We start from the raw sequence: 23,531 nt of genomic DNA, 5'->3' as shown, positions 1-23,531 counted from the left end.
CGTGAATTCAGGTGAGTGAAATGAGCGCAGCAACCACGGGCCTGCTCGCCGGCATGGCCCTGGGCTTCGCCGCATTCTTCGGCGGCTTCTGGGCGTTCCTGCTCGTGGCGTTCCTGGGCCTGGTGGGCCTGATCATCGGCCGCGTGCTGCAGGGCGACCTGGAGCTGTCCGACTTCACGCGTTCCCGGAACCGGCAGTGACCTCGGGATCCGCAGCCGCCCCGCACCCGGCAGCGGCCAGCCCCACCCGGCCGGTCCTGCCCGCGGCCGAACGCGGGGCCACGATGATCCCGGAGAAGGTCATCGCCCGCATCGCGGTTCGTGCCGCACAGGAGGCACTGGGCGCACTCACCGACACCTCCACCTCCACGGCTCTGGCGGGGCTGGCTGCTCCGCGCGCTTCGGTCACCGTGGGCAGCGGCGCAGCGCGGCTGGCCCTGACGCTGGGCCTTCCGTACCCGGCGGACCTTGCCGGAGCCTCCCGCCACGTCCAGCACTACGTCAGCGAGCGGGTGTCCCGTCTGACCGGGATGCGCGTCACCGAAGTCACCCTTGCCATCGAGCAGCTGGCTCTCGCCGGTGGCTCGCAGCACCGGCGCGTGCAGTGAGCCGCGGCTTGCCGCCGGAGAAGGAGAGCAGGCATGGAACGCGACCACCGTTCCGCGGCCGAGAAGGACCAGCTCCCGGCAACGGATGAGGTCACCTCACGTACGGTGGGGCTGCTGACCGAACAGTCTTCGCCCGGCCCCCAGCGGGCCCCTCGGCGCCCGTGGTCCGATCGCCGGATACCCGCCGCGCTCACGGCCCTGGTCGTCGCGGCCGTGGCGGGCACCCTCCTCTTCGACGTCCTCAGGGTTCGAGCCGGCCGGCCCGCCGCCGCCTGGCGCAGGCACCTGGCCGACGAACTGGCCTCCCGTCCGCTGGAGGACACCCTGGTGCAGGCTGGTGGGGCCGTCATCGCCGCCCTGGGGCTCTGGCTGATCGTCCTGGCCCTGAGCCCGGGCCTGCGCAGCCGTCTGCCCGTCAGGACTCCTGCCGCGCAGATGCGCGCCGTCCTGGACCGCGAGGCCGCGGAACTGCGGATGCGTGACGCCGCTATGCGTGTCCCCGGAGTCAGTGCCATCAAGGTCCGCTTCTCCCGGAGGCGCGTCACCGCACGCGCGCAGGTGCGGTTCCGCCCTCCCGGGGACGTCAGGGCCGACCTCCGCAACTCACTGCGTGAGGAACTGGACCGGCTCGCCCTCGCCCGCCTTCCCTCACTCGAAGTCCGGGTACGCCCGCACCACCGATGACCACATGCGGGCTGGCGGGGCACGGGGGAGACCTGGGGAAAGGGGAGATGCGATGAAGAGGAAATCCGTCACCAACCGAGTCCTGCTGCTCCTGGCGGGCGTTGTCCTGCTCGGCACGGGTCTCCTGGTCCTGGCCGGCGGCGTCGACCTGTACCGGCGCTGGCCCCTGACTCCGCCCGACGGCTGGCCCCTCACCGCCCCCCAGGACGTGCTCCTCGACGACGCCGACCGCACGCGCTGGACGGACGAAGGCTGGTGGTGGCCCGCGGTCATCGCCGGACTGGCCGTTCTCACCCTGCTGGCTCTGTGGTGGCTTGTGGCGCAGTTCCGCCGCACGCACCCCGGCAACCTGTCGGTGGGAGTCCCGGAGCGGGACGGCGTGGAACTGCGCGAGGACGCCCTCAGCGACGCCATGACCGCCGACGCCGGGCAGCTGCGCGGTGTCCGGCGAGCTCGTGCGCGGATGGACGGCTCCTCCCACCGTCCTGAAGCGCACATCGAGGTCACCCTGAAGCCGGACGCCGAGCCCGGCTCCGTCCTGCAGGCGCTGTGCGACGGGCCGCTGAAACGTGCCCGCCAGTCGACGGGACGGCCGCTTCCCGCCCGGATACGGCTGCGGATGACCCCGCACAAACCCCACCGCGCCCAATAGCAGGTTCCGCGCGTAGAAGTGTGGCGACCGGGGTGCGGGGACGCCGACCGGCAGACGCCCCTGCACCCTCCTGATCGGACGGGTCAGCGGTCGCCCGGCATCATGCGGTGGTCCCGCGTACCGGCACCGCCGATGCGGCGGCCGTATCCGGCGCGGTCGCGGGCGCCGGAGGCGGCGGCCAGAGCGAGCAGGGTCGCGACGGCACCAGCGATGAGGTTGCTGGTGATGGAACGAGTGTGGGCGACATCGCCGGCCACCACCCAGGGAGCGACGCAGGTCCAGATACCAATGGCGGCAGCAGCCCAGGCCATGGAGTGGGTGCGCTCATAGGAATTCCCGAGTCCGCCCAGAAGGAGCATGTAGGCGACACCGGCGATCAGGTTGGTGACCGCGAGGGTGGTGAACCCGCTGAAGCCGACGATCCAGGGAGATGCTGCGAGATAGAGGCCCGTGATGAGGGCGCAAGCCTCGACCATCTGGGCCCCCGGGGTGGCCGCGGCACGGTCATGCCGGGCACGCAGCTCCAGCAGGTCCGGGTGCTCCTCGATGGGAGCGCGGTGCGTTGACGCCATGATGACCTCCACAAGAAGAAGTGGTCTATGGCGCCTGTACCCGCAAACCCGACATTAATCGGGAAACCGGGGTGTACGGCGGTGTCAGTTGCCGCGGTGTCAGCGCGCCCGCCGGGGGTCCGCAGGCTCCTGGCGGGCCTCAGTACGGTAGGCGGACGTCCGCCCAGACGGTCTTGCCCGGGCCGTGGGATTCGCTTCCCCACTGATGGGCGAGGACGTCGACGAGGAACACGCCGTGGCCGCCGGTGGCATCGGGCCGGTGTGCGCGGAGCCGGGGCGGGTCGGGGCTGGGGTCGGTGACGGCGATCCGCAGCAGGTGCCCGTGCCAGTCAAGGGCGAGGCTCAGGATGCCGCCACCGTGCTTGGCTGCGTTGGAGAGCAGTTCCGCGGCGATCAGCACGGCGTCCTGGCCCTGGCCGAGCAGGTCCCAGTCGGTGAGCGTCCGGCGTACCCAGGCGATGCCCGTGTTGCAGGTCTTCGTGTCGGCACAGTCGTTTTCGAAGGCGATTTCCCGGTGGCGTGTGGCAGACGGCGGAAGACCCATGGCCAGTCCCTGGCGGCCGAAGGAGTGTTGCCTGCCGCCTGCCCGCCGGTACCAGGGCCACACCGGCCACGGCCGGTGGATTACGGCTGGTGTCCGGCTACGGCTTCCGCGATGGTGGAGTGGATCGTGAAGAGTTCGGCAGCGCCTGTCATGTCCAGGATGCGGCGGACGGATCTGCTGGGGGAGACCAGGACCAGCGGCACACCGTAAGTGCCTGCGGCATCGCGCAGGGTGAGGAGTATGTTGAGGCCTTCTGCGGTGAACAGCTCCACCGCGTCGAGATCCACAGCGAGCAGGGCCGGACGGAGGGCGAGCGCCTCTCGCAGCGCCTCATCGCCGAGGGCCTTGGTGCCCGTGTGCACATCACCGGCCATGACGCACACGACGGCATCTCCGACACGCACGATGTCGGTCTTCAGCCCTGGTGCCGGCATCGGCAAGTCCGCCGGGTCCCTGTCCATGCCCGCCTCCTCCATGCCACCTTCCGCGACCCGCTGCGCGCACAGCGCCGTTGCGGGGGCAGTCGGCGTCCTGCCCGGCCCAGCCGCCGGGGGCGGTCTTCGACCGGGGGGTGTCTCCACCGTACGCCCGCCGAACGGGGCCCCGCCGCATCGGCGGCTCAGAGGCCGGCTGCGGCCTTCTCCCGCAGCGCCGCCCACGCCTGCGGGCCCACCTCAGGGCGCAGCAGCACGTCCGCCGCTGTGCAGGCGAGGGCTTCCGCCGCCGCGAGCAGGACGCGGCGACCGCGGGACGACGCCGCTGCGGCGGCGAAGCGAGGTGTGTGGTCGGAGCCGTCGGCCGCATCCATGATGGCGATGAACGGATGGATGGCCGGTACGCCCGTGCTCACGTTGCCCATGTCGGACGACCCCAGGTACACGCCGGGCTCCGGTTCGGTCAGCTGGATCCCGGCCCGCGCCAGGTGCCCTGCGAACCGGCCGGAGAGCACGGGGTTGTCGCGGAAGTGCTCGTAGCGCCCGCCCACCCGCTCCACGGTGACTTCGGTCCCCGTGGCTGCCGCCGTTCCTTCGGCGCACCGCCGCAGCTCGCCTTCGAGAGCTTCCAGCGCGGCCGTGGTCGCGCCGCGGATCCCGAACAGCCCCTCGGCGTACTCGGGCACGATGTTGGTGGCCCGCCCGCCGTCGGTGACGATGCCCTGGATGTGGGACCCGGGCGCAAGCCGGCGGTGCAGCACCCCCAGCATGTTGAACAGCTGGATCAGTGCGCCCAGTGCGTCGATGCCTTCGGTGGGGTTGCCCGTCGGGTGGGCGGCGCGCCCGTGGAACCCCACTCGCACCTGCGAACTGGCCGTAAGCGGCGCCCACGACCAGTTGTGGACGCCCGGATGCATCATCAAGGCGGCGTCCACGCCGTCGAACGCCCCGGCTTCCACCAGCGTCGCCTTGCCGCCGCCCCGCTCCTCTGCGGGCGTGCCGAGGGCCAGCAGGGAGCCCTCAGGGTCGCCGAGGGCGGCCCGCAGGGCGAGGGCGGCCCCCAGCCCGGCCGCGGCGATCAGGTTGTGCCCGCACGCGTGCCCGAGCCCGGGCAGCGCGTCGTACTCCATGAGCAGCGCCACCCTGGGCCCCCGGCCACTGCCGGCGGCCGCAGTGAAGGCGGTGGGCAGTCCGGCCGTCCCGCGGTCGACCCGGAAGCCCTCCCGCGTCAGCTCCGACGTGAGCAGCTCGGCCGCCCGGTGTTCCTCGTACGCCGACTCGGGGTCACGGTGCAGGGTCATGGCGGTGTCCCACAGGCGATTCGCGCGGGCCGCGACCTCGCGGCGGATCAGGTCGTACACCGCACCCGGACCGCCGTCCACGGGATGGGCGGCGGAGGACGCCGGGTCCGGGCGACCGGGGTGGCCGGGGACGGGACGGTCGAGGTGGTCGGGCACGGTGTGCCTCCCTATGGTGCGGGCGCTTCCTGTACGTGTTCCACGTCGGCGGCCCCTGATGCGCGGTCTCCTGGCGGAAGCCGAGGGCTTCCACTGGAGTGTCGTCGGCGCTCGCTCGGGTCGGGGCAGGGGGAGGACCGGTCCTCGACGCGCGGCTGCGGCCACATCACCCAGCGGTTGCCTCGTCGCCGAGTCAGGAAAAGACGCCGATCAGCAACTGCAGGCCAAACATGAACACCATGCAGAAGCCGAGGGCGGCAAGGAGCCATTGGGCCACGCCGCGCGGGGCGTCGAACTGGACGAAGTACCCGCCGATGCCTGCGATCCCCAGAAGGGCGCCACCCCAGAACAGGGAGCCCTCGTGCCACTTCGCCAGCACGGCTATGCCGGCCGCCAGCAGGCCCAGTGCCACCACTTGGCCCCGCGTGGCCACCCCGCGTGCTGCGTCCCCCGTATGCGTCATACAGGGGATCTTAACCGTCCCTGGGGAAGCCCCGGCGCCAGCGGGGAGAGGGCGGGAAGCGGCATCACAGCACACGGAAAGGGCCCCGTGCAGCAGCCGGCCGGTCATGAACGAGACCCCGTGGACCATCGAACGGTCTGCGAGGCCCTCGGCAGCCCTGACCCGGCCCAGCGATTCCTGTCCGAGATCGACAAGGCGCCGGCCCACGAACTCCTCACCGTGTTCGCGAAGTGGGAGCGGATCGCGGAGAGCACCCTCCTTCCCGTCGAGCGTGGCGAGCAGTTTCCCGGTGAGTGGGCCGACGCCACCCACCGGATCCTCGATCAGAGCGGATCCCGCACGAGGCGCCGCCTGAAGCTGAGACGGACCCGGCCGCCGAGGCCGGCCACGGCGCCCTTCCGCCGCACGCAAGCAGGAACCTCACGCGGTCCCTCGCCCCCTGCATGCGGACGGCCCCTCGACGCGACACACCCGTACGGCGCGTAGACGGGACACCTGTACGGTTCGGTCGGACCTGCGTCGGAGAAGAGTGCTCCGGGCCGAGTGCGTCCCTACTCGTGTGAGTGGGTGGTCTTGCCGTGGTGTTCGTAGAGGCGATCGGCGAGCAGGGCGTGGGCGAGGGTGCCGCCGGCGCGCACCGAGGCGGTGACGAAGGCGGTCTCGGCGAGTTCCTCGGCCGTGACGCCGTGCCGGCGGGCCGCGGCGGTGTGCACGTCGAGGCAGTACGAGCACTGCGTGACGAGGGCCACCGCCACCGAGATCAGTTCGCGGTAGCGGCGCGGCACCGCACCGTCCTCACGGTCGACCGCGTTCTGGAAGGTGAGCCAGGCGGCGAACTCGGGCGCGGCGGCGCCTCCGACGGATCGGGCACGGTGCAGGTCGTCGGGGTGCGCGTACATGGGGGCTCCAAATGCGGAAGGTGCGGAGAGGTACGGAAGTCGCGGGAGTTGCGGTCCCGGGAACGGATCCAGTTCACCGTGGACCCCCCTGCTGCGTCCAAGACCGCTTTCGCAGGGGCGGTGCGGTTCTCGGTATCGTGGCCGGTCATGGACTTGCGGACGTTGCGTTGTTTCGTCGCGGTGGCGGAGGAGGGCCACTTCGGCCGGGCGGCCGCTCGGCTCCACATCGCCCAGCCGCCCCTCAGCCGCAGGATCCGGGAACTGGAGACGGACCTCGGTTGCCGCCTGTTCGACCGGATTCCGACCGGGGCCCGCTTGACCCCGGCCGGGGAAGTCCTGCTCGCCGAGGCGCGCGACCTCCTGGAGCGGGCCGAACGGGCCCGGGAGCGGGTGCGCGCCGCGGAATCCGTGCGAGAGGTGGTGCTGGGCACGGTCGCCGGGGCGGGTCTGGACGCCGGCCACGCGGCACTGGCCGTACTGCGGACCACCCACCCCGCATTGCGGGTCCGGCTGCGGGAGGCGCCCGTCACCGACCCCACGGGCGGACTCCGTGAGCGGCAGGCCGACCTCGCACTGACCCGGCTCCCCTTCGACACCGCCGGACTGGCCACACGGCTGCTCGGAGTGGAGCCCGTGGTGGCGGTGCTGCGCGCGGACGATCCGTTGGCCGCCCGACCGCGGCTGCACGTCACGGAGCTCGCGGGACGCCCGCGTTTCCGCTTGCCGGCCGGGACGGACCCGCGCTGGCGTGCGTATTGGCTCGCGGCCGAGGAGGATGCCCCCGGCCCGGTGGTGACGTCTGCGGAGGAGTGCCTCCACGCGGTTCTCTGGGACGGGGCGGCAGGCCTGCTGCCAGCGGGGGCTGCGCGGCGGCACGTCCGCCCTGGCATCGCCTTCGTCCCGGTCGACGGCCACCCTCCGAGCCGTGTCGTGTTGGCCCGCCGCGCGGGTGCCGCCGATCCGCTCGCGGACGCGGTGGCGGACGCTCTGGCCGACGCCTACGCTGACGCGGCGGCCGCGCGGTCAGCCGTCGCCACGAGTGGCGACGCTGGGGCCGAGGCCTGAGTCGAAGCGCGGATCTCCGCTCGGCCGCGGCCCGGCGTAGTGGCTGGCGAGAGCCAGCCACTCACAAGCCGTCACCGGCGTTCCCTCGGCCGGTCCGGCGCCGTGCCGTACGACGCCACGGACCGCTGCGTCCGGGAGTAGCCGTTTCCTCTTGTCCCGGCGGCTGTAGTCGTTGACCAACGGCGTGGCCGGTCATCCCACGAGCCGCGGCAGCCCCATGCGCACCGGGCCCACCCCGGGGGAGGTGTGGATCAGTGGTTCGCTGCCCGGATCGGGAAGCCTCGCGCTGCGGGTGAGGGTCTGGTCCAGTTCCAGGACCGTACCCCGGTGCAGGGGCCACGGCTCGTGTTCCACCGGGGTGAGCCACAGGCGCCCGGCGCGACGGGAGAACGCGGCCCACCGGTGGGTGAGCCAGTCGTCGAGTGGGTCCGGTTCCGCCACCGGCGCGCCCCCGCGGACGCGCAGCCGGTAGGAGGCGTCGCCGTCTCGGCGCCGCCCGTAGTAGCCGACCTCCTGACCCCGGGACTCCACCGACAAGGCGGCCACGTGGTACGGGATGCCGATTGCGCGGGCCGCGAGCATCAGCGGGTTGGTGACGTCGAGCGAGAAGAACCACAGTCCGCGACGGCCGTCGGGCAGGCGGGCGTAGGTCCGCAGGTTCGTCTCCGTGAAGGCGGGGGGCGGCAGGGGCGCTCGCAGCGCTCTGACCGACCGCATGATGAAGGGGGTGAGGCTGACCCACGCGGCCTCGTCGAACAGGTCGACGAGCAGCCCCGGTGGCAGCAGGTCCTGGACGGCTTCGGGCGGATAGCGCCAGTGCACCAGCGTCTGCTGCCGCCAGTGCATGGTCAGCACGGCCCGGGTGACATGGGGAGCCTCGTACCGCGTTCTACGCATGGGCGCGGGGCGGGATCGGCGCCGTGATCGTCATGGGACAACGATGGGCCGGCGGTCCGGGCATCGACGCCCGCGACACACGGCCCCGGGCCCCCGTGACGAAGTCACCGCTGTCCGCCGTTCTCGACTGGCGGCGGCGCCCAAGGTGTGCTGCGTACGCTCTACGTCGCACGGCGCTCTATGCCGGATCTGCCGGGCCTTGGCGACCGCCCTCCGACGCTCCGGGTTTTCCGGTGCCCATGACTTCCCGCGCCGCTTCCTTCACCTTTTGTGCCGCCTCCTGGATCCGGCCCTTGCCGTCCTCCGGAGACGTGCCACGTTGTCGCTCCTCCTCGGGGGACACGTCCTTCTCGCCAGTCACCTGCTCCAAGGGTGACCGGTCGTCCTTCCTCTCCTGAGGCTCAGCCATGACAGGGCTCCCCTCTTTCGTGCTACGTGCCGGGACACGGCTTCTGTCCCTTCGACACCGCTTCAATCAACCTGGGGCAGCACCGGCCCGTCCCGATTCCGGTCGGCCAGCAGCAGGGGAGTGCGTACGTCATCGGGCCGGTCTGCCGGGAAGAGACGGCTGCGATGCCGGCCAGCCCATCGCGGCAGGACAGGCACGGCGCCCTGGCCGGGGAGCCTCCTTGCCGTCGCGGCGGCGCGAGGCGGTGTCCCGGACGCTTCAGCCGCGCCGTCTCGGCGGCCTTCCAGCAGTCCGAGGCTCCGGTCGAAGACGCTTCGCATCGCTCCAGGAGCCGCGTCCACCTCCCTCGTCGACCGCCTGGGCGCGACGCCGGAGGCTGTCTCGGTGTCCGCGAGTGAGGAGCGCGTCGCCGCCGGTGCCAGGTGTCGGACTGCCGGGACCGGGAATACGACCTTCGCAGCCCCGCCATGCGGGGCTGACCAGACCAGCGACGCACCCCGCCGCCCGCGGTTCCGCCAAAAGCAGACCCGGCCGTCCGCTGAACGAACGCCCCCTTCGCCCCGCGCCGCGAAACGTCGGCCAGCGGCGCGAGACCTGCGACGAGCGGGCCGACCGCCTCTGGCTGGAGATGGTGTACGAAGTCCGGGTGCTCCTGACCGCCGTGCAGTTGCTCTTCGCTTTCTTCCTCCCAGTGGCCTGCTGTGCGGGGCGGGTGCGATGGCGGCATTGACGGGCCCGGTCGCGCTCCGCCGGTGGTCTCCTGGTCGTGCTGCGGCAGATCACCGGCTCGACCACGGCCTTCCTGCTTGCTGCGCCGCCACGACCGCCTACGCGCCACCGAGCCAGGCACGCAGTGAGCTGACGCTTACGGACGGTGAGGTGATCGCCCGGCGCTCTCTTCATCCGAACGGCCGACCTGACACAGGATCGAGAACCACCGCCGATTTGCCGTCACAAAGGCGCCTACGCCCCGTCGGGCACGGGTAGCGTGCCGGTATGACGAGCGGCGGCATACCTGTGACGGTGGAACAGATCAATGCGGCCCTGGCCGCGTTGGGCGTACGCGAGGGCAACGAAACGCCGGTCGGTATTGCCGAGAGCATTGCTCTCGGCAATACCGACTTCCACCGGTTACGGCTGCTCAACACCCTGCTGGGCGTGGTGCAGGAACAGGCGAAGCTCGCCGACGAGGCCGAGGAGGATGGCGAGGACCTGTTCACCGCATGGTTCGAGCAGCTGAAAGCCGCCGACGCCTGGGACGACGCCGCGCGGCAGATGGCGTTCCTGGGCTGGCAGGTCCGACGGGCGGGCATCCCGCTCTACTTGCTCGCCAAGGATCCGGACGCCGGGGCGTTCGTGGTCGCGGCCGCGCACGCCGCCGAGGCGCTGCACGTCATGCTGGGAGTGATCGCCGTGACCGACAAGGCGAACGCGATCGGCGACGCCGCAACCGTCCTCGCCCAGATCGTGCCGATGAAGGCGGCCCGGGAACTACTGGTAGCCGCCCTCGACAACGCCGACATCATGCTGGACTCCATCACGTCGGCCGGCCAGTAGCTCCGCCGATCTCGCGTCACCGGAACCACCAGGGCGGCTCCCCGACAGGCCCGCGTTCAAGCCGATTGGCGGGCCGATCAGCGCAGGCCGGCGAAGAGGTCGTTCTCGGGTATGGCCGCGCCGGTGGCGTCCAGGACGCGTACGAAGGTCTCCATGCCCATCAACTCGCCGAACCTCTCCTTGCCCATCCTGAGGAAGAAGATGTTCTCGCCTTGACTGGCGTGCGCGGCCAACGCGTCGAACTTCTGACCGCTGAACGCGGTGGTGTCCACCCACGTGGTGATCTCGTGGTCGGGGAGGCCGATCTCGGCCATCGCGGCGGCCTCGGCAGGATCCGGCTCCGGCATGTCCTCGTGGAACTCGCGCATGACCTCGCCGAACCGCTGCATCGTCGAGCGGGGCACCGTGGTCCAGTACACCTTCGGTGCCAGCCCGGTCATCTCCAGCGCCGCCATCGTGATGCGGTGGGCCTGGATGTGGTCCGGGTGGCCGTAGAAGCCGTTCTCGTCGTAGGTGACGACCACATCAGGCCGGTAGTGCCGCATGAGTCCAGCGAGTCGGGCCGCACCTTCCTGCACCGGGGTCTGCCAGAAGGACCCGGGGGCGTCGTTGCTCGGCCACCCCATCATCCCGGAGTCGGCATAGTCCAGCATCTCCAGGTCACTGACCTTCAGGACGTCACAGCTCTTCTGCAGTTCCCGCCGCCGCATCAAGGCGACCGCCGCCGGGTCGTGCCCGGGATCGCCCGGCTTCACACCCCCCGGTCCGTCGCCGCAACGGCCGTCGGTACACGTCACGAGAACCGTGCGGATACCTTCCGCTGCGTACCGTGCGAGAACTCCTCCGGTTCCGGTGGCCTCGTCGTCGGGGTGGGCGTGTACTGCCATGAGCGTCAATGGCCGGTCGGTCATGAAACGGTCCTCCTGTAGGAATACGTGTGGGTCCGAGTGCGCCTCGGTCGATGCAACCTTGCCGGCCGGACCGCTTGTTCCCGGGGTGCCCGCTTGGTCTTCCAGGCGTCGGCGTTTCGACCTGATCGCCGTCCTCGGCTCCCCGTCCCTGGAGGCTTCGGCCGGGGCGCGCTGCGCGAGGAGGTCGTCCGCGCCGCCGCCCGGCACCGCTTTCCCGGCAGTCTGCATGTCCTGGCGACCCGGCTCCGGGTGGCCGGCCGCCGCCGGACGCCGAGGAGGTGCGGCGGTGCGATCCGGATCGCCGGGGCCGCCCTGGAGGTACTCGTCGACCCTGAGCCCGGTGGCGTGCCTCTGTTTCCTGCTGTCCTGTGCGGCTCGACGGCGCGCAGCTCGTGGTGTGGGTCACTTCGCCGTGGTCCCCGGTTGCCGTGAAGTCGGCTGGTGGAGCATCTGGCGGAGGATGCGGAGGCGGACGAGCTTGAGGGGGGAATCAACGAAGGAGAGTGACCTGAGTACCGCGGATGCGGTTCTAGGGTCGCTTGCGGCGGCGGCCATGAGACGACGAAAGGAGGAGCCGAGAAGCCGAGCGCTGACTCCATCCTGTACGAGGCTGTAGTCGCCGATCTTGGACAGCCACCAAGCCGGATAGGTCGCGTCGTGTGCGGACGAGAAGAAGCGACGAGCCAACGGGGGCCCGGCGCCTTCCTCGGCAAGGCATTCTTCGAGCAAGACGGCCTCGCGGACGGCCAGGGAGATCCCGGCCCCGTAAACGGGGTTGACCGAACAGAGAGCATCCCCCACGGCCAGCAACCCGTCAGGGAAGCGCTTCAACCGGTCGTAGCGGCGACGGACCCCACAGGGGAAGCGGTACACAGCGATCTGATCCAGCGGTTCGGCACGCCGTAGCTCGCTCATGACATCGGGAGGGGCGATCGTGGCGGCGAAAGCGAGGAATTCCTCGTCGTCCACAGGGGCCCGGTGGTGACCGTAACTGTGCAGGGAGACAACCCAACTGCCGTTCTCCTGCGCCGCGAAGACCATCCCGCGTGGCTGCGAAGACGTAGCGCCGATCATGACGGCCCGGTCGGCGCCGAGCGCATCGGGCGGGAGCGCGAAATGCCGACTGGCATAGGTGACGTTGATCCGGGTGCGTTCCTCCCGGGCCCTCGGATAGCCCATCTCCTCCAGCCAGGCTCCGCTTCGCCCACCGCGCCCCATTGCATCGACCACGAGGTCCGCCTCCAGGACCTCACCACCAGCTTCTCCACCGCGTGGATACAGGCGCACTCCCCGTACGGCCGCCTCTCCCCGGGTGCCCTCGGTGACCAACCCCGTGACCTCCACGCCGTCGCGAAGGGACAGGGACCTCAGCTGCAGAGTGCGCTCGCGGAGCCTGGCTTCCAGGAACGGCCGTGATGCCATGATCCCGTCAATTCCGGCGAACCGCTGGGGCAACCTGTGACCGTGGTAGGTGATGCGGCTCTGACTGCCGAGCTCGGCGCTCACGGCACCGCCGGCCAGACACTGGTCGATCAGGCCGGGAAACAGCTGTTCCATCTCCTGTGCCGCGCGTGTCAGGACGGTATGGATGTGGGGACTCTGCGGGACTCCCTTCCTGCCCCCGCCGTCTGCGGCCTTCCTCTTGAGATGGTCGCGTTCCACCAGCGTCACTCGGGCGAAGTGACGGGTGAGTACGGCGGCCGTGCACAGTCCCGCAATACCCGCGCCCAGTACGACGGCGTGGTCACGGACAGCAGGGACCTCGGCGCGACGCATCGAGACGACCTCCAACGGATCGACGGGAGGTTTGCGGCCGGACCGGTTCCGTGGCCTGCGGGCAGCAGCCGCCTCCGTGCCGGTCGGCTGTTCAGGGCAGGTACTCGGTGCGGTCGGGGTGAAGGACCACCGTGCCGGAGGTGAGGCCGTTCCAGGTGTGACCGACGCCGTTGTAGCGGCCGGCGAGGTAGACCGAGCGCAGGTAGCCGGAGCAGAACGTCTCCAGCCCCTCCAGGAAGGCGACGACCGCGGGTTCGGTGGCTGCGGGTGACGCCAGCGTGGCGGCACGGGCGTCGTACAGGTCGCGCTCGGCGTCCAGGATCAGTGAGCCCAGCCGGTCGACGGCTCCCTGGAGGTTCTCGCCCGGCTGCTGGAGGAAGATCGTGATCGGGTTGATCGACGCGTCGCCGTGGAAGTGTTCGCGGCGATAGGAGAACAGGTCGTTGACCAGGAGGACGTGGCGGATCGCGACGTCGACGGTGGCTTGGAGGGCGGGGCAGGTGGCCAGCGCACAGCTGACGTCGATGCCCAGCGCGTACTCGATCAGGACCATGACCAGGCCGCGGAAGCTGGTGCCCGCGTGCACCTGCTGGTAGGTGTCGAAGTCCGGCACGGTGCCCGCGGCGCGCAGGCCGTCCTCCTGCACGCACCCGTCGGCGTATTCGGACAGGGCATGCAGGAGCCGTTCGCCCTGGCGCGGGCTCAGGTGCTGGTGCAACCGGCCCATCAGGTCCAGCAGCTCCCGCAGGACGTCGGGGCCTGTGCGGGTGGCGTCGTCGGACGGGCCGGACTTCAGGGCATCGAGTACGGGTTCCAGGAGGGCCCGGGTGGCGGAGCCGGTGCGATCGGTGGCGCGGACGTCGTCCAGCACGTTGTCGACGGCTCCGAAGAACTGCATGAGGTCGGTGATCAGGCCGAGGCGTTCGAGCGGGGCGTCCGGGTAGCACCACAGCGCGAAGCACTCCGCGTGCTCGGCGATGAAGAGGTCCAGGGCGTCGTCGTCGGGCAGGATGCAGCGCAGGTGGGTCCGGCACCAGTCGGCGGTGCGCCGCGTCTCCTGCCTCGCGGCCGGGTGCAGGCGCGGTGCGGGCAGTTGCACGGTCAGGACCGGGAGGGTGAAGGCCAGTGGCCCGTCCGGGACTTCGCCTCGGGAGACGGCCGACGGGGAGAGAGACATCGTTCCTCCTGTCACATCCTGGGGTCAGGACGCGCTCTGGTTCTTGGACGGCCCTCGGCCTTGCGCTGCGGCCCGTCCTCGACCGCAGCCCCCTCCGCACCCGTGGTCGGGAAGGCGGCGGAGCCCGCCGTACGGTAGGCCACCGGTGTGTCCGGCGGGGTCAGTGGTCACGGCCGGTCACCAGATCTGCGAGGGCCCGTAGCTCGGCGGCCGCGGTCCGCTGCGGTCGCGCGGCCGCAAGTTCCTCCAGTGCCTGCCTCGTGTGCCGTTCTGCCGCGCGCACTGCCCAGCTGCGCCCGCCGGCCTCCTCGACCAGGCCCGCTGCCCGGGCCACTTCCGCCGTGCCCAGCGGCCCGCTCCCGGAGTACAGCCGGCCCAGCTCCCGCCCCGCCGCACAGCGGGAAGCGAGCGCCGCGGCGATCGGCAGGGACTTCTTGCGCGCCGCCAGGTCCGCCCCGGCCGGCTTGCCGGTCCGTACCGGATCACCCCAGATCCCCAGCACATCGTCGATCAGCTGGAACGCAGCCCCCACATGCACCCCGAACGCCCGCAGACACCCCACCCGCTGCTCGTCCGCGCCGCCGGCCACCGCCCCCAGCGCACACGAGGCGGCGATCAGCGCGCCGGTCTTGCCCTGCGCCATCGCCGTGACCTCCGCTACGGGCACCGACGCCACCTCGCGGTCCTCCAGCAGCGTGTCCACGTACTCGCCGTCGATCAGCTCCTGTACCGCGCGCGTCAGCATGCCCGGCCCCGCCGCGCCCAGCGGCCCGGGAGCCTCGGCGACCGTCTGGACGGCGAGGAGGAACAACGCGTCCCCGGCCAGGATCGCCGCCGGCACCCCCAACGCAGCCCACACAGCCGGCCGCCCCCTGCGCAACCGGTCGCCGTCGATGATGTCGTCATGCAGCAGGGAGGCGTTGTGCACCAGTTCCACCGCCACCGCCGCCGCGACTCCCGCCTCACGCACCCCGCCCACCGCCTCACACGCCGTGAGCACCAGCGCCGGGCGCACCGCCTTGCCCGCCCGCCCACCCTCCAGCGGAGTGCCCGCCTGGTCCCACCAGCCGAAATGCACCCCCACCGGATGCCGGATCCCCACCGGCAGCCCCTCCACCGCGGCCCGCAGCGCCGGGTGCGTCAACGCCTCCGCATCCCGGAGCACGTGATCCGCGTCCCGCGCCGTACCCGCCGAGGACACCACCGTCATTCCCGTCGCCTCCCACTGCCGGAAACCCGATGAGCCACACGTCGTCCCGGCTGTGTCCGCCTCATGAGGCGACCGGGAACACCGATCTGCGCTGTTCTGCCACTGACGCGTGGACACCCGCCCGCGGCAAGAGGGGCGTCTCAGCCAGCCCTCGAATAGCGAACCACCTGCAACCCACTTTGAGCGCGTAGGCGCACAACACGCTTCCCCCGCGTCACCCCGGCACCCCACGCCCGGCGGAGCCTCCCGTCCCGGCCGGCCCGCCCGCAGGTGATGACACGGGATCAGGACGTGGCTGCAACGGGGTCTCCTGTTGAGCCCTGGGACTGCCCACGGGCGAGAACGGTCCGTGAGTACGAGGGCGCCGAGTGGTGCGCCGGAGCACGTTGACGTCACGGCGGCTGGTGCGGCGGCTCGGGGAGTAGCCACGGACCGGCTCGCGGAGGATCCGGGGCTTCCGTCGCCGAGGAGCGGCCCGTTCCCGCTTCTCCACCCTGCTGCCCTGTGCAGGGCGGTCGGGGCTCGCCGAGCCGGCCGCCCCGCGTGGAAAGGGCAGGCCGGCCCTGGGTGGGACTGGCTTTCCCAGGGAACGGCAGGCTCTGGTTGGCGGTCCCGGCCGGGCGCAGAGTGGTCTGCATCCGCCCACTGCACCGGCCCACCGGGGCACCGGGCCGGTCCATCGGAACCGGCCCGCGCAGCAGAAGACCCAGGAGCACCTCATGAGCTACCCCGCCCTCGCCGCCCGTACCGCCGTCGTCACCGGAGCGGCCAGCGGCATAGGTGCAGCCACCGCCCGCCTGCTCGTCGCGGGCGGGGCGCGCGTCGCCCTGCTCGCCCGGCGCACCGACCGGCTGGACGCACTGAGCGCCGAACTCACCGCCGCCGGGGGCCAGGCACTCGCCGTCACGGCCGACGTCACCGACCAGGCCTCGGTCGACGCCGCCGCCAAGGCCGTCCACGATGCTTACGGGCAGGTGGATCTGGTGGTCAACAACGCCGGCGTGATGCTGCCCAACCCCCTCGCTGCGGGTCGGCTCGACGAGTGGACCCGCATGATCGACACCAACCTCACTGGCGCCCTGCGCGTCATCCGCGCGTTCACCCCCGACCTCATCGAGGCCGCCGCCGACGGTCGCACCGCGGACCTGGTCAACGTGTCCTCCATCGCCTCCCACCTCCTCTTCCCCGACTACGCGGTATACGGGGCCACCAAGGCCGCCCTCACCCAGCTGTCCGCCGCACTGCGCACCGAGCTGGGCCCGCGCGACGTCCGCGTCAGCACCATCGAGCCGGGCCTGACCGACACCGAACTCGGTGGGCACATCGACAACCGGGAACTGCGCGACCAGTTGGACGGAATGTTCAGCGTGATCCCGGCCCTCGCCGCCGAGGACATCGCCGACCTCATCGCGTACACCGTCAGCCGCCGCCAGCACGTCAACCTGCGCCAGTCGATCGTCCTGCCCACCCGCCAGGCCTGACATCCCTCCGGACCCCACCGGGGCCGCCTGTGGAGACGTGCTCATCGCGTGACCGAGCGGCAGGACAGCGGCCCCGACCAGCGGTGTGCTGCCTGGCACCAGCAGGGCCAGGCAGCACACCACGCCGATCAGCCACAATCGTCGTATGAGCACCACGATCAGCCTGAGCGACTTCCTCCGGACCCGCCGCGCCCGCCTGCGCCCGCAGGACGTAGCCCTACCGGACTTCGGCGGCACGCGCCGCGTCGCGGGCCTGCGCCGCGAGGAGATCGCCCAGCTCGCCGGGGTCAGCGTCGACTACTACACCCGGATGGAACAGGGCCGCGTGTCGAACCCCTCGGACACCGTGCTCGACGCCCTCGCCCGCGCACTGCGGCTGAACGACGACGAGGCCCGGCACCTGCACCACCTGGCCCGACCACAGCGCCCCGCCCGTACGGTGCGTGGACACCAGGTCCCCCAGCAGCGGGTGCGGCCCATGCTCCAGCGACTGCTGGACGAGCTGAAGGACGTGCCGGCCATGGTGATGGGCCGACGCATGGACATTCTGGCCTGGAACCCGGCAGCAAGCGCCCTCTTGGGCGACTACGCCGGCATGGAGCCGGCCGAGCGCAACATCGCCCGGATCACCTTCCTCGACCCGCGGTCCCGAGAGCTCTACGCAGACTGGCCCTCCTGTGCCCGCGAGAACGTGGCCTACCTCCACCTGGAGGCAGGACGGCGCCCCGACGACCCCCGATTGGCACACCTGATCGGGGAGCTGTCGATGAAGAGTGCGGACTTCCGCCGCTGGTGGGCTGAACACCCGGTCCAGGACAAGACTTCGGGCGTCAAGAAGTTCCACCACCCGTTGGTCGGCGACCTGGAACTGACCTACGAGACCCTGCGCGCTGCCGACGACCCCGACCAGGCACTGATCACGTATGGAGCCCAGAAGGACACCTCGTCCCACGACGCCCTCCACATGTTGCTCGCCTGGACCGCCTCCCCGACCCCAGCGCTCGTCGACCGACCGATCGGCGAACAGGACCGGTAGCCCGGGTTCGCGGTCGGCTGCGGCGCCGACGGGACCTGCCGGGCCTACCGGGCTGGCAGAACGAGGCCCACGTCGCCGAACTCGCGCGGGCCGCGGGGACCTTCCGGCCGGGTGTAGCAGCGGCTTCGAGGGCTGAACGGGTGGGAAAGGTGCGTACGGTCGGTGTGGATCGCACGTGGCGGCCCGCACAGCGGTTGTGATCGGTCCATGTCCGGGAACGGCGAGCCCGCCACCAGCCAGCCCACCCACGACACCCCGACGACCAGGGGGACGTCCGTCCAGAAAGGGGCGTCCGCCTACAAGGGGTCGTCGACGAAGGCCATCCTTCACCACTACGACTACCTGGGTGACTTCTACCGCCTCTTCCTGGGCGAGGACCTCGTCTACTCCCATGCCATGTGGCAGGCGGGCGACACCCTCGAAGCCGCCCAGCGGCGCAAGCTCGACCACCACATCGCAGCGGCTCGGGCCGACGGCGCCGAGCGGGTGCTGGACGTGGGCTGCGGCTATGGGAGCCTGCTGCACCGCATGGTCGAGTGCCACGGCGTCCAGCGCGCCGTCGGTCTGACCCTGAGTCCCGCCGAGGCGGCCCGGGTACGGGCACAGGGGTGGCCGAGATGCGAGGTGCGGGTGGAGAACTGGTTCGATCACCGTCCGGACGGACCCTACGACGCGGTCATCGTGATCGAGGCCGTGGAGCACTTCGCCGGGGGCACGCTGTGGCGGTCGCGTCGGGTCGCACGCTACCGGGAGTTCTTCCGGCGCTGCCACGACTGGCTGCGGCCGGCTGGACGGCTGTCTGTGCAGGCCAATGCCTGGAGCCGGTACGGCTGGCTCGCTTCCGTGCTGCTCAGCCCGGAGCGGCTGGCAGCCGACGGCGCACCGGGCCGGAGTCGCCCCACGGGCCGGGACGCCGCTGCCGCCGTACGCAACCTTCGGTCCGGGCTGCACGCCTCCCGGACCGTGTTCCCGGAATGCTTCGTCCCCACGCGGTCCGAGCTCGCCGACGCCTCGGCAGGCCTGTTCCGGATCGTTTCCGAACGCCGGGACCCGGAGGACGGCATTCGGACTCTCCGCGCGTGGATCGACCTGGCCGAGGAGAACCAGGAGGACGGCGCCCGGCTCATCGGCCGTCGAGCGGTGGACGACATCCAGCGCGAGCTGCGGACGTCCTTGCGCTTCCTCCAGGAAGGCCGCGCCACGACCCTCCGCCTGGTCTTCGAGAAGCTCTGAGGCGCACCGGGCCGCCTGCTCCGACTCCTCTGCACCGCCGCGACGACGGGGCACTTCACCCCCGAACGAGGGCATGCCGGGCCGGTAACGGGACACAAGAGGCGCGTGCTGAAGACATTCCTCCTGAGCCTGCTCGGTCTGGCCGCCGCCGCCTCGGTCGCCGGAGCCCTCGTCGTGCCCTGGTTCTGGGTCCTCGCCGCCCCCTTGCTCGTCGCCGCGCTGACGGCCGCCCACGACCTCGTCCAACGGCGGCACGCCATCCTGCGCAACTACCCCCTCCTGGGGCGGCTGCGCTTCGCGCTGGAGGCGGTGCGGCCGGAGATCCAGCAGTACTTCGTCGAGCGCAACTACGACGGCCGCCCCTTCGACCGCGACACCCGCAGCCTCGTCTACGAACGCGCCAAGGGAACGGACGCCGAAGAGGCTTTCGGCACCGAACGCGACCTGTACCGGCCCGGCAGCGAGTACTTCACGCCCTCCATGGCTCCGCTCCCCGTACCCCCCGATCCGCCCCGCGCCCGCATCGGGGGACCCGACTGCACCCGGCCGTACGACATGGCACTGCTCAACGTCTCCGCCATGAGCTTCGGATCGCTCTCGGCCCATGCCGTCCTCGCCCTCAACACCGGTGCGCGGCTGGGCGGCTTCGCCCACGACACCGGCGAGGGCGGGCTGTCCGAGTACCACCTGCGCCCCGGCGGGGACCTCGTCTGGGAAATCGGTACCGGATACTTCGGCTGCCGAACCGGCGACGGGGACTTCGACGAGCAGCAGTTTGCGGAGGAGGCGGCGTACCCGCAGGTCAAATGCGTTTCGCTGAAGATCAGCCAAGGCGCCAAACCAGGCATCGGCGGCGTCCTACCCGGCGCCAAGGTGAACGCGGAGATCGCGAAGGTGCGCGGCGTGCCGCAGGGCCGGACGGTCGTCTCCCCGCCCTTCCACCGCGTCTACTCCACCCCTCGCGAGCTGGTGCGCTTCCTGGCACGCATGCGCCTGCTCGCGGACGGCAAGCCCGTCGGGCTCAAGTTGTGCGTCGGCTCCCGCCGCCAGTTCCTGGCCCTGTGCAAAGCCATGATCGAAGAGGACGTGACACCCGACTTCGTCGTCGTCGACGGGGCGGAGGGCGGGACGGGCGCAGCGCCGCCGGAGTTCGCCGACATCGTCGGCCTCCCCCTGGACGAGGGACTGATGACCGTGCACAACGCGCTCGTGGGCGCCGGGCTGCGCGACCGGATCAGGATCGGAGCCAGCGGCAAGGTCGCGACCGGCAGCGACCTCGTCAAGCGGCTCCTCCAGGGAGCGGACTACACCAACGCCGCCCGCGCCATGATGCTCGCGATCGGATGCATCCAAGCCCAGCGCTGCCACACCAACACCTGCCCGGTCGGGGTCGCCACCCAGGACAGACGGCGCGCACGCGCGGTGCACGTCGGTGACAAGTCGCAGCGCGTACGGCGCTACCAGGAGGCGACGGTCAAGAGCGCACTGCAGATCATGGCCGCGATGGGGGTGGACGACCCCAGCGGGCTGCGCCCTCACATGCTGTTGCAGCGGGTGGACCCGCACACCCTCCGCACCTACGCCGAAATCCACGAATGGCTCGCTCCGGGAGAGCTGCTCGCGTCGCCGCCGCGTGGTTGGGCGGCGGACTGGAGGGCTGCTCACCCCGACCGCTTCTCCGCCTGAAGCCGTGCCCGGCCGCGCTCGCCTGGCCGGACCGGCGGGACGTCTACACCGGTGCGATGGTCGAGACGTTCCGGGCCACCGACACGGCCCGCGTCCCGTGGACCGTCGTCAAGAGCAACGACGAGCGGCGCATCGTGGACGGGGGAGACGGTCCGTGCGCCGACGCTCCTCCGCCGGTGTACGGTCCGCGGCAAGGCGCGCAGGTCACGGTGAGTGCTGGCGCAGTCAGTCCGAAGGTGCTCCCTGCGCCCGCCCGCGGACGGACACGCCGACGAGGCACGTGTCGTCGTCCGTGTCCGCCCGGCTGTCGCGCAGCAGGTGGTCCAGGTGCGCCTCCAGGTCGGACGGGTCGTCAGCGCCCGCCCTCTCCGTGAGGGAGATCAGGTTCGTCAGCGACGCCTGGAGGGACTGGTCGCGGCGTTCGATCAGCCCGTCGGTGTACAGGACCAGGAGGTCGTCCGGCTGCAGCTGGAGCTCGCTCTCCTCGTATTCGGCCTGGTCCAGAGCACCGAGGAGGATCCCCGCGAGTTGGGGCAGGGTCTCCGCGCGTCCGGCGCGCAGCAGCACGGGCGGCAGATGGCCGGCGCGGGCCCACCGCAGTCTGCGCGTCACCGGGTCGTACAGTCCGCATACGGCCGTGGCCGTGAGGTTCTCCGTCAACTGGTGGGTGATGCTGTTCAGCCAGGACAGGAGTTGTGCCGGGCCGGCGCCGGTGGCCGCGAGCCCGCGCAGGGCGTTGCGCAGGGCGACCATGCCGGTTGCGGCCTCGATGCCGTGTCCGGCGACGTCCCCGACGCACAGCAGGATCTCGCCGGACGGCAGGGTGAGGGTGTCGTACCAGTCGCCGCCGACGAGGTGGTCCTTCTCGGCCGGCCGGTAGCGGACCGCGACGTGCAGGTCGTCGAGGTGAAGCGGGCCGCGGACGGGCGGCATGATCGCGTGTTGCAGCTGGCGGGCGAGGCGGCTGCGCTCGGCCGCCTGCTGCTCGGTCTGGGCGAGCTGGTCGCGGGTGGCCGCGAGAGCGACCTCGGTCCAGTGCTGGGCCGAGATGTCCTGGTAGGCGCCGCGGACGAGGCTCAGCCGGCTGTCGGGGCCGTCGACGGGTTCCGCCACGACCCGGATGTGGCGGGCCACGCCGTCGGGGCGCTCCAGGCGGAACGCGGTGGAGGCGGGCCGCCGGTGGTGCAACAGGGTGCGCAGGAAACGGCCGATGGAGTGCCGGTCGTCCGGGTGGGCGTGATCGGCGAGCTGGTCGAGGGGGATCGGCGTAGCGCCGCGGGGCAGGCCGTGCAGCTCGTATACCGCTTCGTTCCAGACGATCTGTCGGGTCCGCAGGTTCTCCTCGAAGCCGCCGATGCGTCCGAGCCGCTGGGCGTGCTGGAGGAGCCGGGCGACCCGCGGCGTGCCGTCGTCCAGTCGCCAGACCACCACGAGGTGACTGCCGTGGCGGCTGATGCTCACCTTGGCCCGAGTGCTCAGCGGCACGCCGTCGACCATCGCCGAGAGCGTCATGCCGCCGGTGCGGAACGGCTCGCCGGTGACGAAGACGTGCTCGACCTTCTCCAGGAGCCCTCCGGCCTCTGCCGCCAGCGGGTACGCCTCCAGCAGCCGGGCGCCGACGATGGCGCTGGTGGGCCGGCCTGCGAAGTCGACGAAGACGGGGTTGGCGTGTCGGATGGTGAAGCGCAGCGGGCCTGCGTCGCCGTCGCACGACACCTGGAGGATGAGGCTGGGGTCCAGCAGGCCGTCGGTGAGCGCCCGCAGGCGCTCCAGTCGGTTGTCGCGCCCCTCGGGCTCGGCCGGTCCGCTGTCGGCCCAGGTTTCGAGGGTCGTCGCGCACAACTCGGCGAGCGCCTCGAACTGGCGTTGCAGCGGTTGGGACAGCTCGGGCAGCCGATCGTGCCAGCAGACTTCCAGGACGCCGATGAGTCGCCCCCCGATGCCCGCCGGGACCGCGAGGCGCCCGCCGCTGATCTCGTGCTGGCCGATCGAGGGGAGGGCGGCGTCCGCGAGCACCGGATAGGAGGCGGCAGCCCGCCGGTCGAGGGCGTGGCGGGCGGGCGTGGGCACTCCCGGAGGCACGTGTCGCCAGCGGTGCGCCTCCGCGGGACCGAAGCCGGCACTGCCCGCCAGGGACAGGGACTGGTCGGGGTGGGCGGCCCACACGGCGACGGCGACGGCGCCGAGGGGCCGCAGCGCGTGCTCCAGCATGGAGCGGGCCGCCGCTTCGGTGTCCTGCCCGGCGAGGGCGTGTGCTTCGGCGCTGCGCAGCCGGACGCCGACGGAGTCGGCGGCGGGGGCGGCGGCTGAGGAGGCGACGAAGTCGCGGGCGACCGCGGAGATGCGGTCCGCGGCAGCCTGGTTGACGAGGTCCGCGGCCAGGGCCAGGGGCGGGACGCCGGCCTTGTCCGCGAGGGCCGCCAGCTGCGTCGAGGCTTCGGTGGGCCCGCATTGCAGCCGCTCGACCAGGACGCCGATGGCCATCTCGACGAGTGCCCGCCCGGCGGCGTCGGCGTGCACCTGATCGAGCTCGCGCCGCAGGCGTTCGACGATGCCCGCGAGGCGGCCGACGGCGGCGCCGCCGGCCGTGTCGGCCGTGGTGCCGGCAGACCGGTCCGCGCCCGTCGTGTCGGGGGTGCTGCCGGCCCACCGGTCCGCGTCGGCCGTGCCGGCGGGGGCGGAGGGGGCGGCGGTGATGGCGTCGCGCTGCGGCCCGACCCGGACGGTACCCGGGCCGGACGGCATCCGGGGGCGGCCGATGCCGCCCGGCGGCTCGTGGGG

The 23,531-nt window shown here is 71.7% G+C and carries 25 protein-coding genes; 12 read left to right on the top strand and 13 right to left on the bottom strand.

Translation table 11 applies throughout. The features are described from left to right. Nucleotides 1–20 precede the first annotated feature (20 nt). Genes ACSHWO_RS01110 through amaP form a run of 4 tightly spaced genes read left to right on the top strand, consistent with a single transcriptional unit; the run spans nucleotide 21 to nucleotide 1,943 of the window. On the top strand, nucleotides 21–200 hold the full coding sequence (locus ACSHWO_RS01110) for a hypothetical protein (protein WP_385805212.1): 180 nt from the start codon (nucleotides 21–23) through the stop codon (nucleotides 198–200). Further along, the gene (locus tag ACSHWO_RS01105) at nucleotides 197–607 is read left to right on the top strand and encodes an Asp23/Gls24 family envelope stress response protein (protein WP_438309650.1); all 411 of its coding nucleotides are present in this window, start codon (nucleotides 197–199) and stop codon (nucleotides 605–607) included. The genes ACSHWO_RS01110 and ACSHWO_RS01105 overlap by 4 nt, the downstream gene beginning before the upstream one ends. Before the next feature lie 33 nt (nucleotides 608–640). Continuing rightward, the gene (locus tag ACSHWO_RS01100; RefSeq protein ID WP_438309649.1) at nucleotides 641–1,291 is read left to right on the top strand and encodes a DUF6286 domain-containing protein; all 651 of its coding nucleotides are present in this window, start codon (nucleotides 641–643) and stop codon (nucleotides 1,289–1,291) included. A gap of 52 nt (nucleotides 1,292–1,343) precedes the next feature. Further along, the gene (gene amaP / locus ACSHWO_RS01095) at nucleotides 1,344–1,943 is read left to right on the top strand and encodes an alkaline shock response membrane anchor protein AmaP (RefSeq protein ID WP_438309648.1); all 600 of its coding nucleotides are present in this window, start codon (nucleotides 1,344–1,346) and stop codon (nucleotides 1,941–1,943) included. An 83-nt stretch (nucleotides 1,944–2,026) separates the two neighbouring features. Here amaP and ACSHWO_RS01090 read toward each other — a convergent pair whose 3' ends face one another. The 5 genes from ACSHWO_RS01090 to ACSHWO_RS01070 form a co-directional block, all read right to left on the bottom strand. After that, complete coding sequence (locus tag ACSHWO_RS01090; protein ID WP_438309647.1) at nucleotides 2,027–2,515, bottom strand: SPW repeat protein; 489 nt, start codon at nucleotides 2,513–2,515, stop codon at nucleotides 2,027–2,029. A 139-nt stretch (nucleotides 2,516–2,654) separates the two neighbouring features. Then, nucleotides 2,655–3,059, bottom strand: a complete 405-nt coding sequence (locus tag ACSHWO_RS01085; protein WP_438309646.1) for an ATP-binding protein — start codon at nucleotides 3,057–3,059, stop codon at nucleotides 2,655–2,657. Nucleotides 3,060–3,139: 80 nt separating this feature from the next. Beyond that, a complete protein-coding gene (locus ACSHWO_RS01080; protein ID WP_438309645.1) occupies nucleotides 3,140–3,520 on the bottom strand; it encodes an STAS domain-containing protein in 381 nt (126 codons plus the stop codon). 158 nt (nucleotides 3,521–3,678) lie between these two features. Beyond that, nucleotides 3,679–4,875 carry an amidohydrolase gene (locus ACSHWO_RS01075; RefSeq protein ID WP_438318845.1) on the bottom strand — a complete coding sequence of 399 codons (1,197 nt, stop codon included), beginning with the start codon at nucleotides 4,873–4,875 and terminating at the stop codon, nucleotides 3,679–3,681. Between the two features lie 268 nt (nucleotides 4,876–5,143). Continuing rightward, nucleotides 5,144–5,413, bottom strand: coding sequence for a hypothetical protein (locus tag ACSHWO_RS01070; protein ID WP_438309644.1), 270 nt, complete (start codon nucleotides 5,411–5,413; stop codon nucleotides 5,144–5,146). A 120-nt stretch (nucleotides 5,414–5,533) separates the two neighbouring features. Between ACSHWO_RS01070 and ACSHWO_RS01065 the strand changes: the two genes are divergently transcribed. Beyond that, nucleotides 5,534–5,899, top strand: coding sequence for a hypothetical protein (locus ACSHWO_RS01065; RefSeq protein WP_438309643.1), 366 nt, complete (start codon nucleotides 5,534–5,536; stop codon nucleotides 5,897–5,899). 65 nt (nucleotides 5,900–5,964) lie between these two features. On the opposite strand, the gene ACSHWO_RS01060 is transcribed toward ACSHWO_RS01065, so the two are convergent. Then, the gene (locus ACSHWO_RS01060) at nucleotides 5,965–6,312 is read right to left on the bottom strand and encodes a carboxymuconolactone decarboxylase family protein (RefSeq protein WP_385805203.1); all 348 of its coding nucleotides are present in this window, start codon (nucleotides 6,310–6,312) and stop codon (nucleotides 5,965–5,967) included. Between the two features lie 147 nt (nucleotides 6,313–6,459). On the opposite strand from ACSHWO_RS01060, the gene ACSHWO_RS01055 reads away from it, so the two are divergent. Beyond that, entirely contained in the window at nucleotides 6,460–7,377 is a 918-nt protein-coding gene (locus ACSHWO_RS01055; RefSeq protein WP_438309642.1) for a LysR family transcriptional regulator, read from the top strand. 192 nt (nucleotides 7,378–7,569) lie between these two features. On the opposite strand, the gene ACSHWO_RS01050 is transcribed toward ACSHWO_RS01055, so the two are convergent. Both ACSHWO_RS01050 and ACSHWO_RS01045 read right to left on the bottom strand, forming a co-directional pair. After that, entirely contained in the window at nucleotides 7,570–8,274 is a 705-nt protein-coding gene (locus tag ACSHWO_RS01050; protein ID WP_438309641.1) for a YqjF family protein, read from the bottom strand. 178 nt (nucleotides 8,275–8,452) lie between these two features. Continuing rightward, nucleotides 8,453–8,683 carry a hypothetical protein gene (locus ACSHWO_RS01045; RefSeq protein ID WP_438309640.1) on the bottom strand — a complete coding sequence of 77 codons (231 nt, stop codon included), beginning with the start codon at nucleotides 8,681–8,683 and terminating at the stop codon, nucleotides 8,453–8,455. Between ACSHWO_RS01045 and ACSHWO_RS01040 the strand changes: the two genes are divergently transcribed. Then, the gene (locus tag ACSHWO_RS01040; protein ID WP_438309639.1) at nucleotides 8,682–9,413 is read left to right on the top strand and encodes a DUF6328 family protein; all 732 of its coding nucleotides are present in this window, start codon (nucleotides 8,682–8,684) and stop codon (nucleotides 9,411–9,413) included. The two genes, ACSHWO_RS01045 and ACSHWO_RS01040, sit on opposite strands and share 2 nt — an antisense overlap. Nucleotides 9,414–9,679: 266 nt before the next feature. Further along, nucleotides 9,680–10,240 (top strand): DUF6245 family protein, encoded by a 561-nt coding sequence (locus ACSHWO_RS01035; protein ID WP_438309638.1) that lies wholly within the window; start codon nucleotides 9,680–9,682, stop codon nucleotides 10,238–10,240. A 77-nt stretch (nucleotides 10,241–10,317) separates the two neighbouring features. Here the strand turns inward: ACSHWO_RS01035 and ACSHWO_RS01030 are convergent, their stop codons facing one another. The 4 genes from ACSHWO_RS01030 to ACSHWO_RS01015 form a co-directional block, all read right to left on the bottom strand. After that, nucleotides 10,318–11,151, bottom strand: a complete 834-nt coding sequence (locus tag ACSHWO_RS01030; protein WP_438309637.1) for a PIG-L family deacetylase — start codon at nucleotides 11,149–11,151, stop codon at nucleotides 10,318–10,320. Nucleotides 11,152–11,553: 402 nt separating this feature from the next. After that, a complete protein-coding gene (locus ACSHWO_RS01025) occupies nucleotides 11,554–12,927 on the bottom strand; it encodes an NAD(P)/FAD-dependent oxidoreductase (RefSeq protein ID WP_438309636.1) in 1,374 nt (457 codons plus the stop codon). 91 nt (nucleotides 12,928–13,018) lie between these two features. Further along, the gene (locus tag ACSHWO_RS01020) at nucleotides 13,019–14,104 is read right to left on the bottom strand and encodes a terpene synthase family protein (protein ID WP_438309635.1); all 1,086 of its coding nucleotides are present in this window, start codon (nucleotides 14,102–14,104) and stop codon (nucleotides 13,019–13,021) included. Nucleotides 14,105–14,264: 160 nt separating this feature from the next. Next, complete coding sequence (locus ACSHWO_RS01015) at nucleotides 14,265–15,314, bottom strand: polyprenyl synthetase family protein (RefSeq protein WP_438309633.1); 1,050 nt, start codon at nucleotides 15,312–15,314, stop codon at nucleotides 14,265–14,267. A 719-nt stretch (nucleotides 15,315–16,033) separates the two neighbouring features. Here ACSHWO_RS01015 and ACSHWO_RS01010 point away from each other — a divergent pair. From ACSHWO_RS01010 to ACSHWO_RS00995, 4 genes are all read left to right on the top strand, one after another. Beyond that, complete coding sequence (locus tag ACSHWO_RS01010) at nucleotides 16,034–16,795, top strand: SDR family oxidoreductase (protein WP_438309632.1); 762 nt, start codon at nucleotides 16,034–16,036, stop codon at nucleotides 16,793–16,795. Nucleotides 16,796–16,940: 145 nt separating this feature from the next. Then, on the top strand, nucleotides 16,941–17,831 hold the full coding sequence (locus tag ACSHWO_RS01005; protein ID WP_438309631.1) for a helix-turn-helix transcriptional regulator: 891 nt from the start codon (nucleotides 16,941–16,943) through the stop codon (nucleotides 17,829–17,831). A gap of 207 nt (nucleotides 17,832–18,038) precedes the next feature. Then, nucleotides 18,039–19,064 carry an SAM-dependent methyltransferase gene (locus tag ACSHWO_RS01000; RefSeq protein WP_438309630.1) on the top strand — a complete coding sequence of 342 codons (1,026 nt, stop codon included), beginning with the start codon at nucleotides 18,039–18,041 and terminating at the stop codon, nucleotides 19,062–19,064. A gap of 105 nt (nucleotides 19,065–19,169) precedes the next feature. Continuing rightward, on the top strand, nucleotides 19,170–20,750 hold the full coding sequence (locus ACSHWO_RS00995) for an FMN-binding glutamate synthase family protein (protein ID WP_438309629.1): 1,581 nt from the start codon (nucleotides 19,170–19,172) through the stop codon (nucleotides 20,748–20,750). Nucleotides 20,751–20,975: 225 nt separating this feature from the next. On the opposite strand, the gene ACSHWO_RS00990 is transcribed toward ACSHWO_RS00995, so the two are convergent. Then, a complete protein-coding gene (locus tag ACSHWO_RS00990) occupies nucleotides 20,976–23,495 on the bottom strand; it encodes a SpoIIE family protein phosphatase (protein WP_438318842.1) in 2,520 nt (839 codons plus the stop codon). Nucleotides 23,496–23,531: the final 36 nt, after the last annotated feature.

Source organism: Streptomyces pallidus (ex Mingjun et al. 2026) (genome assembly GCF_051550185.1).
Classification (GTDB): domain Bacteria; phylum Actinomycetota; class Actinomycetes; order Streptomycetales; family Streptomycetaceae; genus Streptomyces.
This window is presented reverse-complemented; position numbering and strand designations above follow the sequence as displayed.

Coding starts and splice junctions, on each gene's coding strand:
- ACSHWO_RS01100 (WP_438309649.1), top strand. CDS start 641: ATGGAACGCGACCACCGTTCCGCGGCCGAGAAGGACCAGCTCCCGGCA.
- ACSHWO_RS01050 (WP_438309641.1), bottom strand. CDS start 8,274: ATGCGTAGAACGCGGTACGAGGCTCCCCATGTCACCCGGGCCGTGCTG.
- ACSHWO_RS01070 (WP_438309644.1), bottom strand. CDS start 5,413: ATGACGCATACGGGGGACGCAGCACGCGGGGTGGCCACGCGGGGCCAA.
- ACSHWO_RS01010 (WP_438309632.1), top strand. CDS start 16,034: ATGAGCTACCCCGCCCTCGCCGCCCGTACCGCCGTCGTCACCGGAGCG.
- amaP (WP_438309648.1), top strand. CDS start 1,344: ATGAAGAGGAAATCCGTCACCAACCGAGTCCTGCTGCTCCTGGCGGGC.
- ACSHWO_RS01085 (WP_438309646.1), bottom strand. CDS start 3,059: ATGGGTCTTCCGCCGTCTGCCACACGCCACCGGGAAATCGCCTTCGAA.
- ACSHWO_RS01055 (WP_438309642.1), top strand. CDS start 6,460: ATGGACTTGCGGACGTTGCGTTGTTTCGTCGCGGTGGCGGAGGAGGGC.
- ACSHWO_RS01030 (WP_438309637.1), bottom strand. CDS start 11,151: ATGACCGACCGGCCATTGACGCTCATGGCAGTACACGCCCACCCCGAC.
- ACSHWO_RS01045 (WP_438309640.1), bottom strand. CDS start 8,683: ATGGCTGAGCCTCAGGAGAGGAAGGACGACCGGTCACCCTTGGAGCAG.
- ACSHWO_RS01035 (WP_438309638.1), top strand. CDS start 9,680: ATGACGAGCGGCGGCATACCTGTGACGGTGGAACAGATCAATGCGGCC.
- ACSHWO_RS01020 (WP_438309635.1), bottom strand. CDS start 14,104: ATGTCTCTCTCCCCGTCGGCCGTCTCCCGAGGCGAAGTCCCGGACGGG.
- ACSHWO_RS00990 (WP_438318842.1), bottom strand. CDS start 23,495: ATGCCGTCCGGCCCGGGTACCGTCCGGGTCGGGCCGCAGCGCGACGCC.
- ACSHWO_RS01090 (WP_438309647.1), bottom strand. CDS start 2,515: ATGGCGTCAACGCACCGCGCTCCCATCGAGGAGCACCCGGACCTGCTG.
- ACSHWO_RS01040 (WP_438309639.1), top strand. CDS start 8,682: ATGACAGGGCTCCCCTCTTTCGTGCTACGTGCCGGGACACGGCTTCTG.
- ACSHWO_RS01060 (WP_385805203.1), bottom strand. CDS start 6,312: ATGTACGCGCACCCCGACGACCTGCACCGTGCCCGATCCGTCGGAGGC.
- ACSHWO_RS01110 (WP_385805212.1), top strand. CDS start 21: ATGAGCGCAGCAACCACGGGCCTGCTCGCCGGCATGGCCCTGGGCTTC.
- ACSHWO_RS01025 (WP_438309636.1), bottom strand. CDS start 12,927: ATGCGTCGCGCCGAGGTCCCTGCTGTCCGTGACCACGCCGTCGTACTG.
- ACSHWO_RS01015 (WP_438309633.1), bottom strand. CDS start 15,314: ATGACGGTGGTGTCCTCGGCGGGTACGGCGCGGGACGCGGATCACGTG.
- ACSHWO_RS01080 (WP_438309645.1), bottom strand. CDS start 3,520: ATGGACAGGGACCCGGCGGACTTGCCGATGCCGGCACCAGGGCTGAAG.
- ACSHWO_RS01000 (WP_438309630.1), top strand. CDS start 18,039: ATGTCCGGGAACGGCGAGCCCGCCACCAGCCAGCCCACCCACGACACC.
- ACSHWO_RS01005 (WP_438309631.1), top strand. CDS start 16,941: ATGAGCACCACGATCAGCCTGAGCGACTTCCTCCGGACCCGCCGCGCC.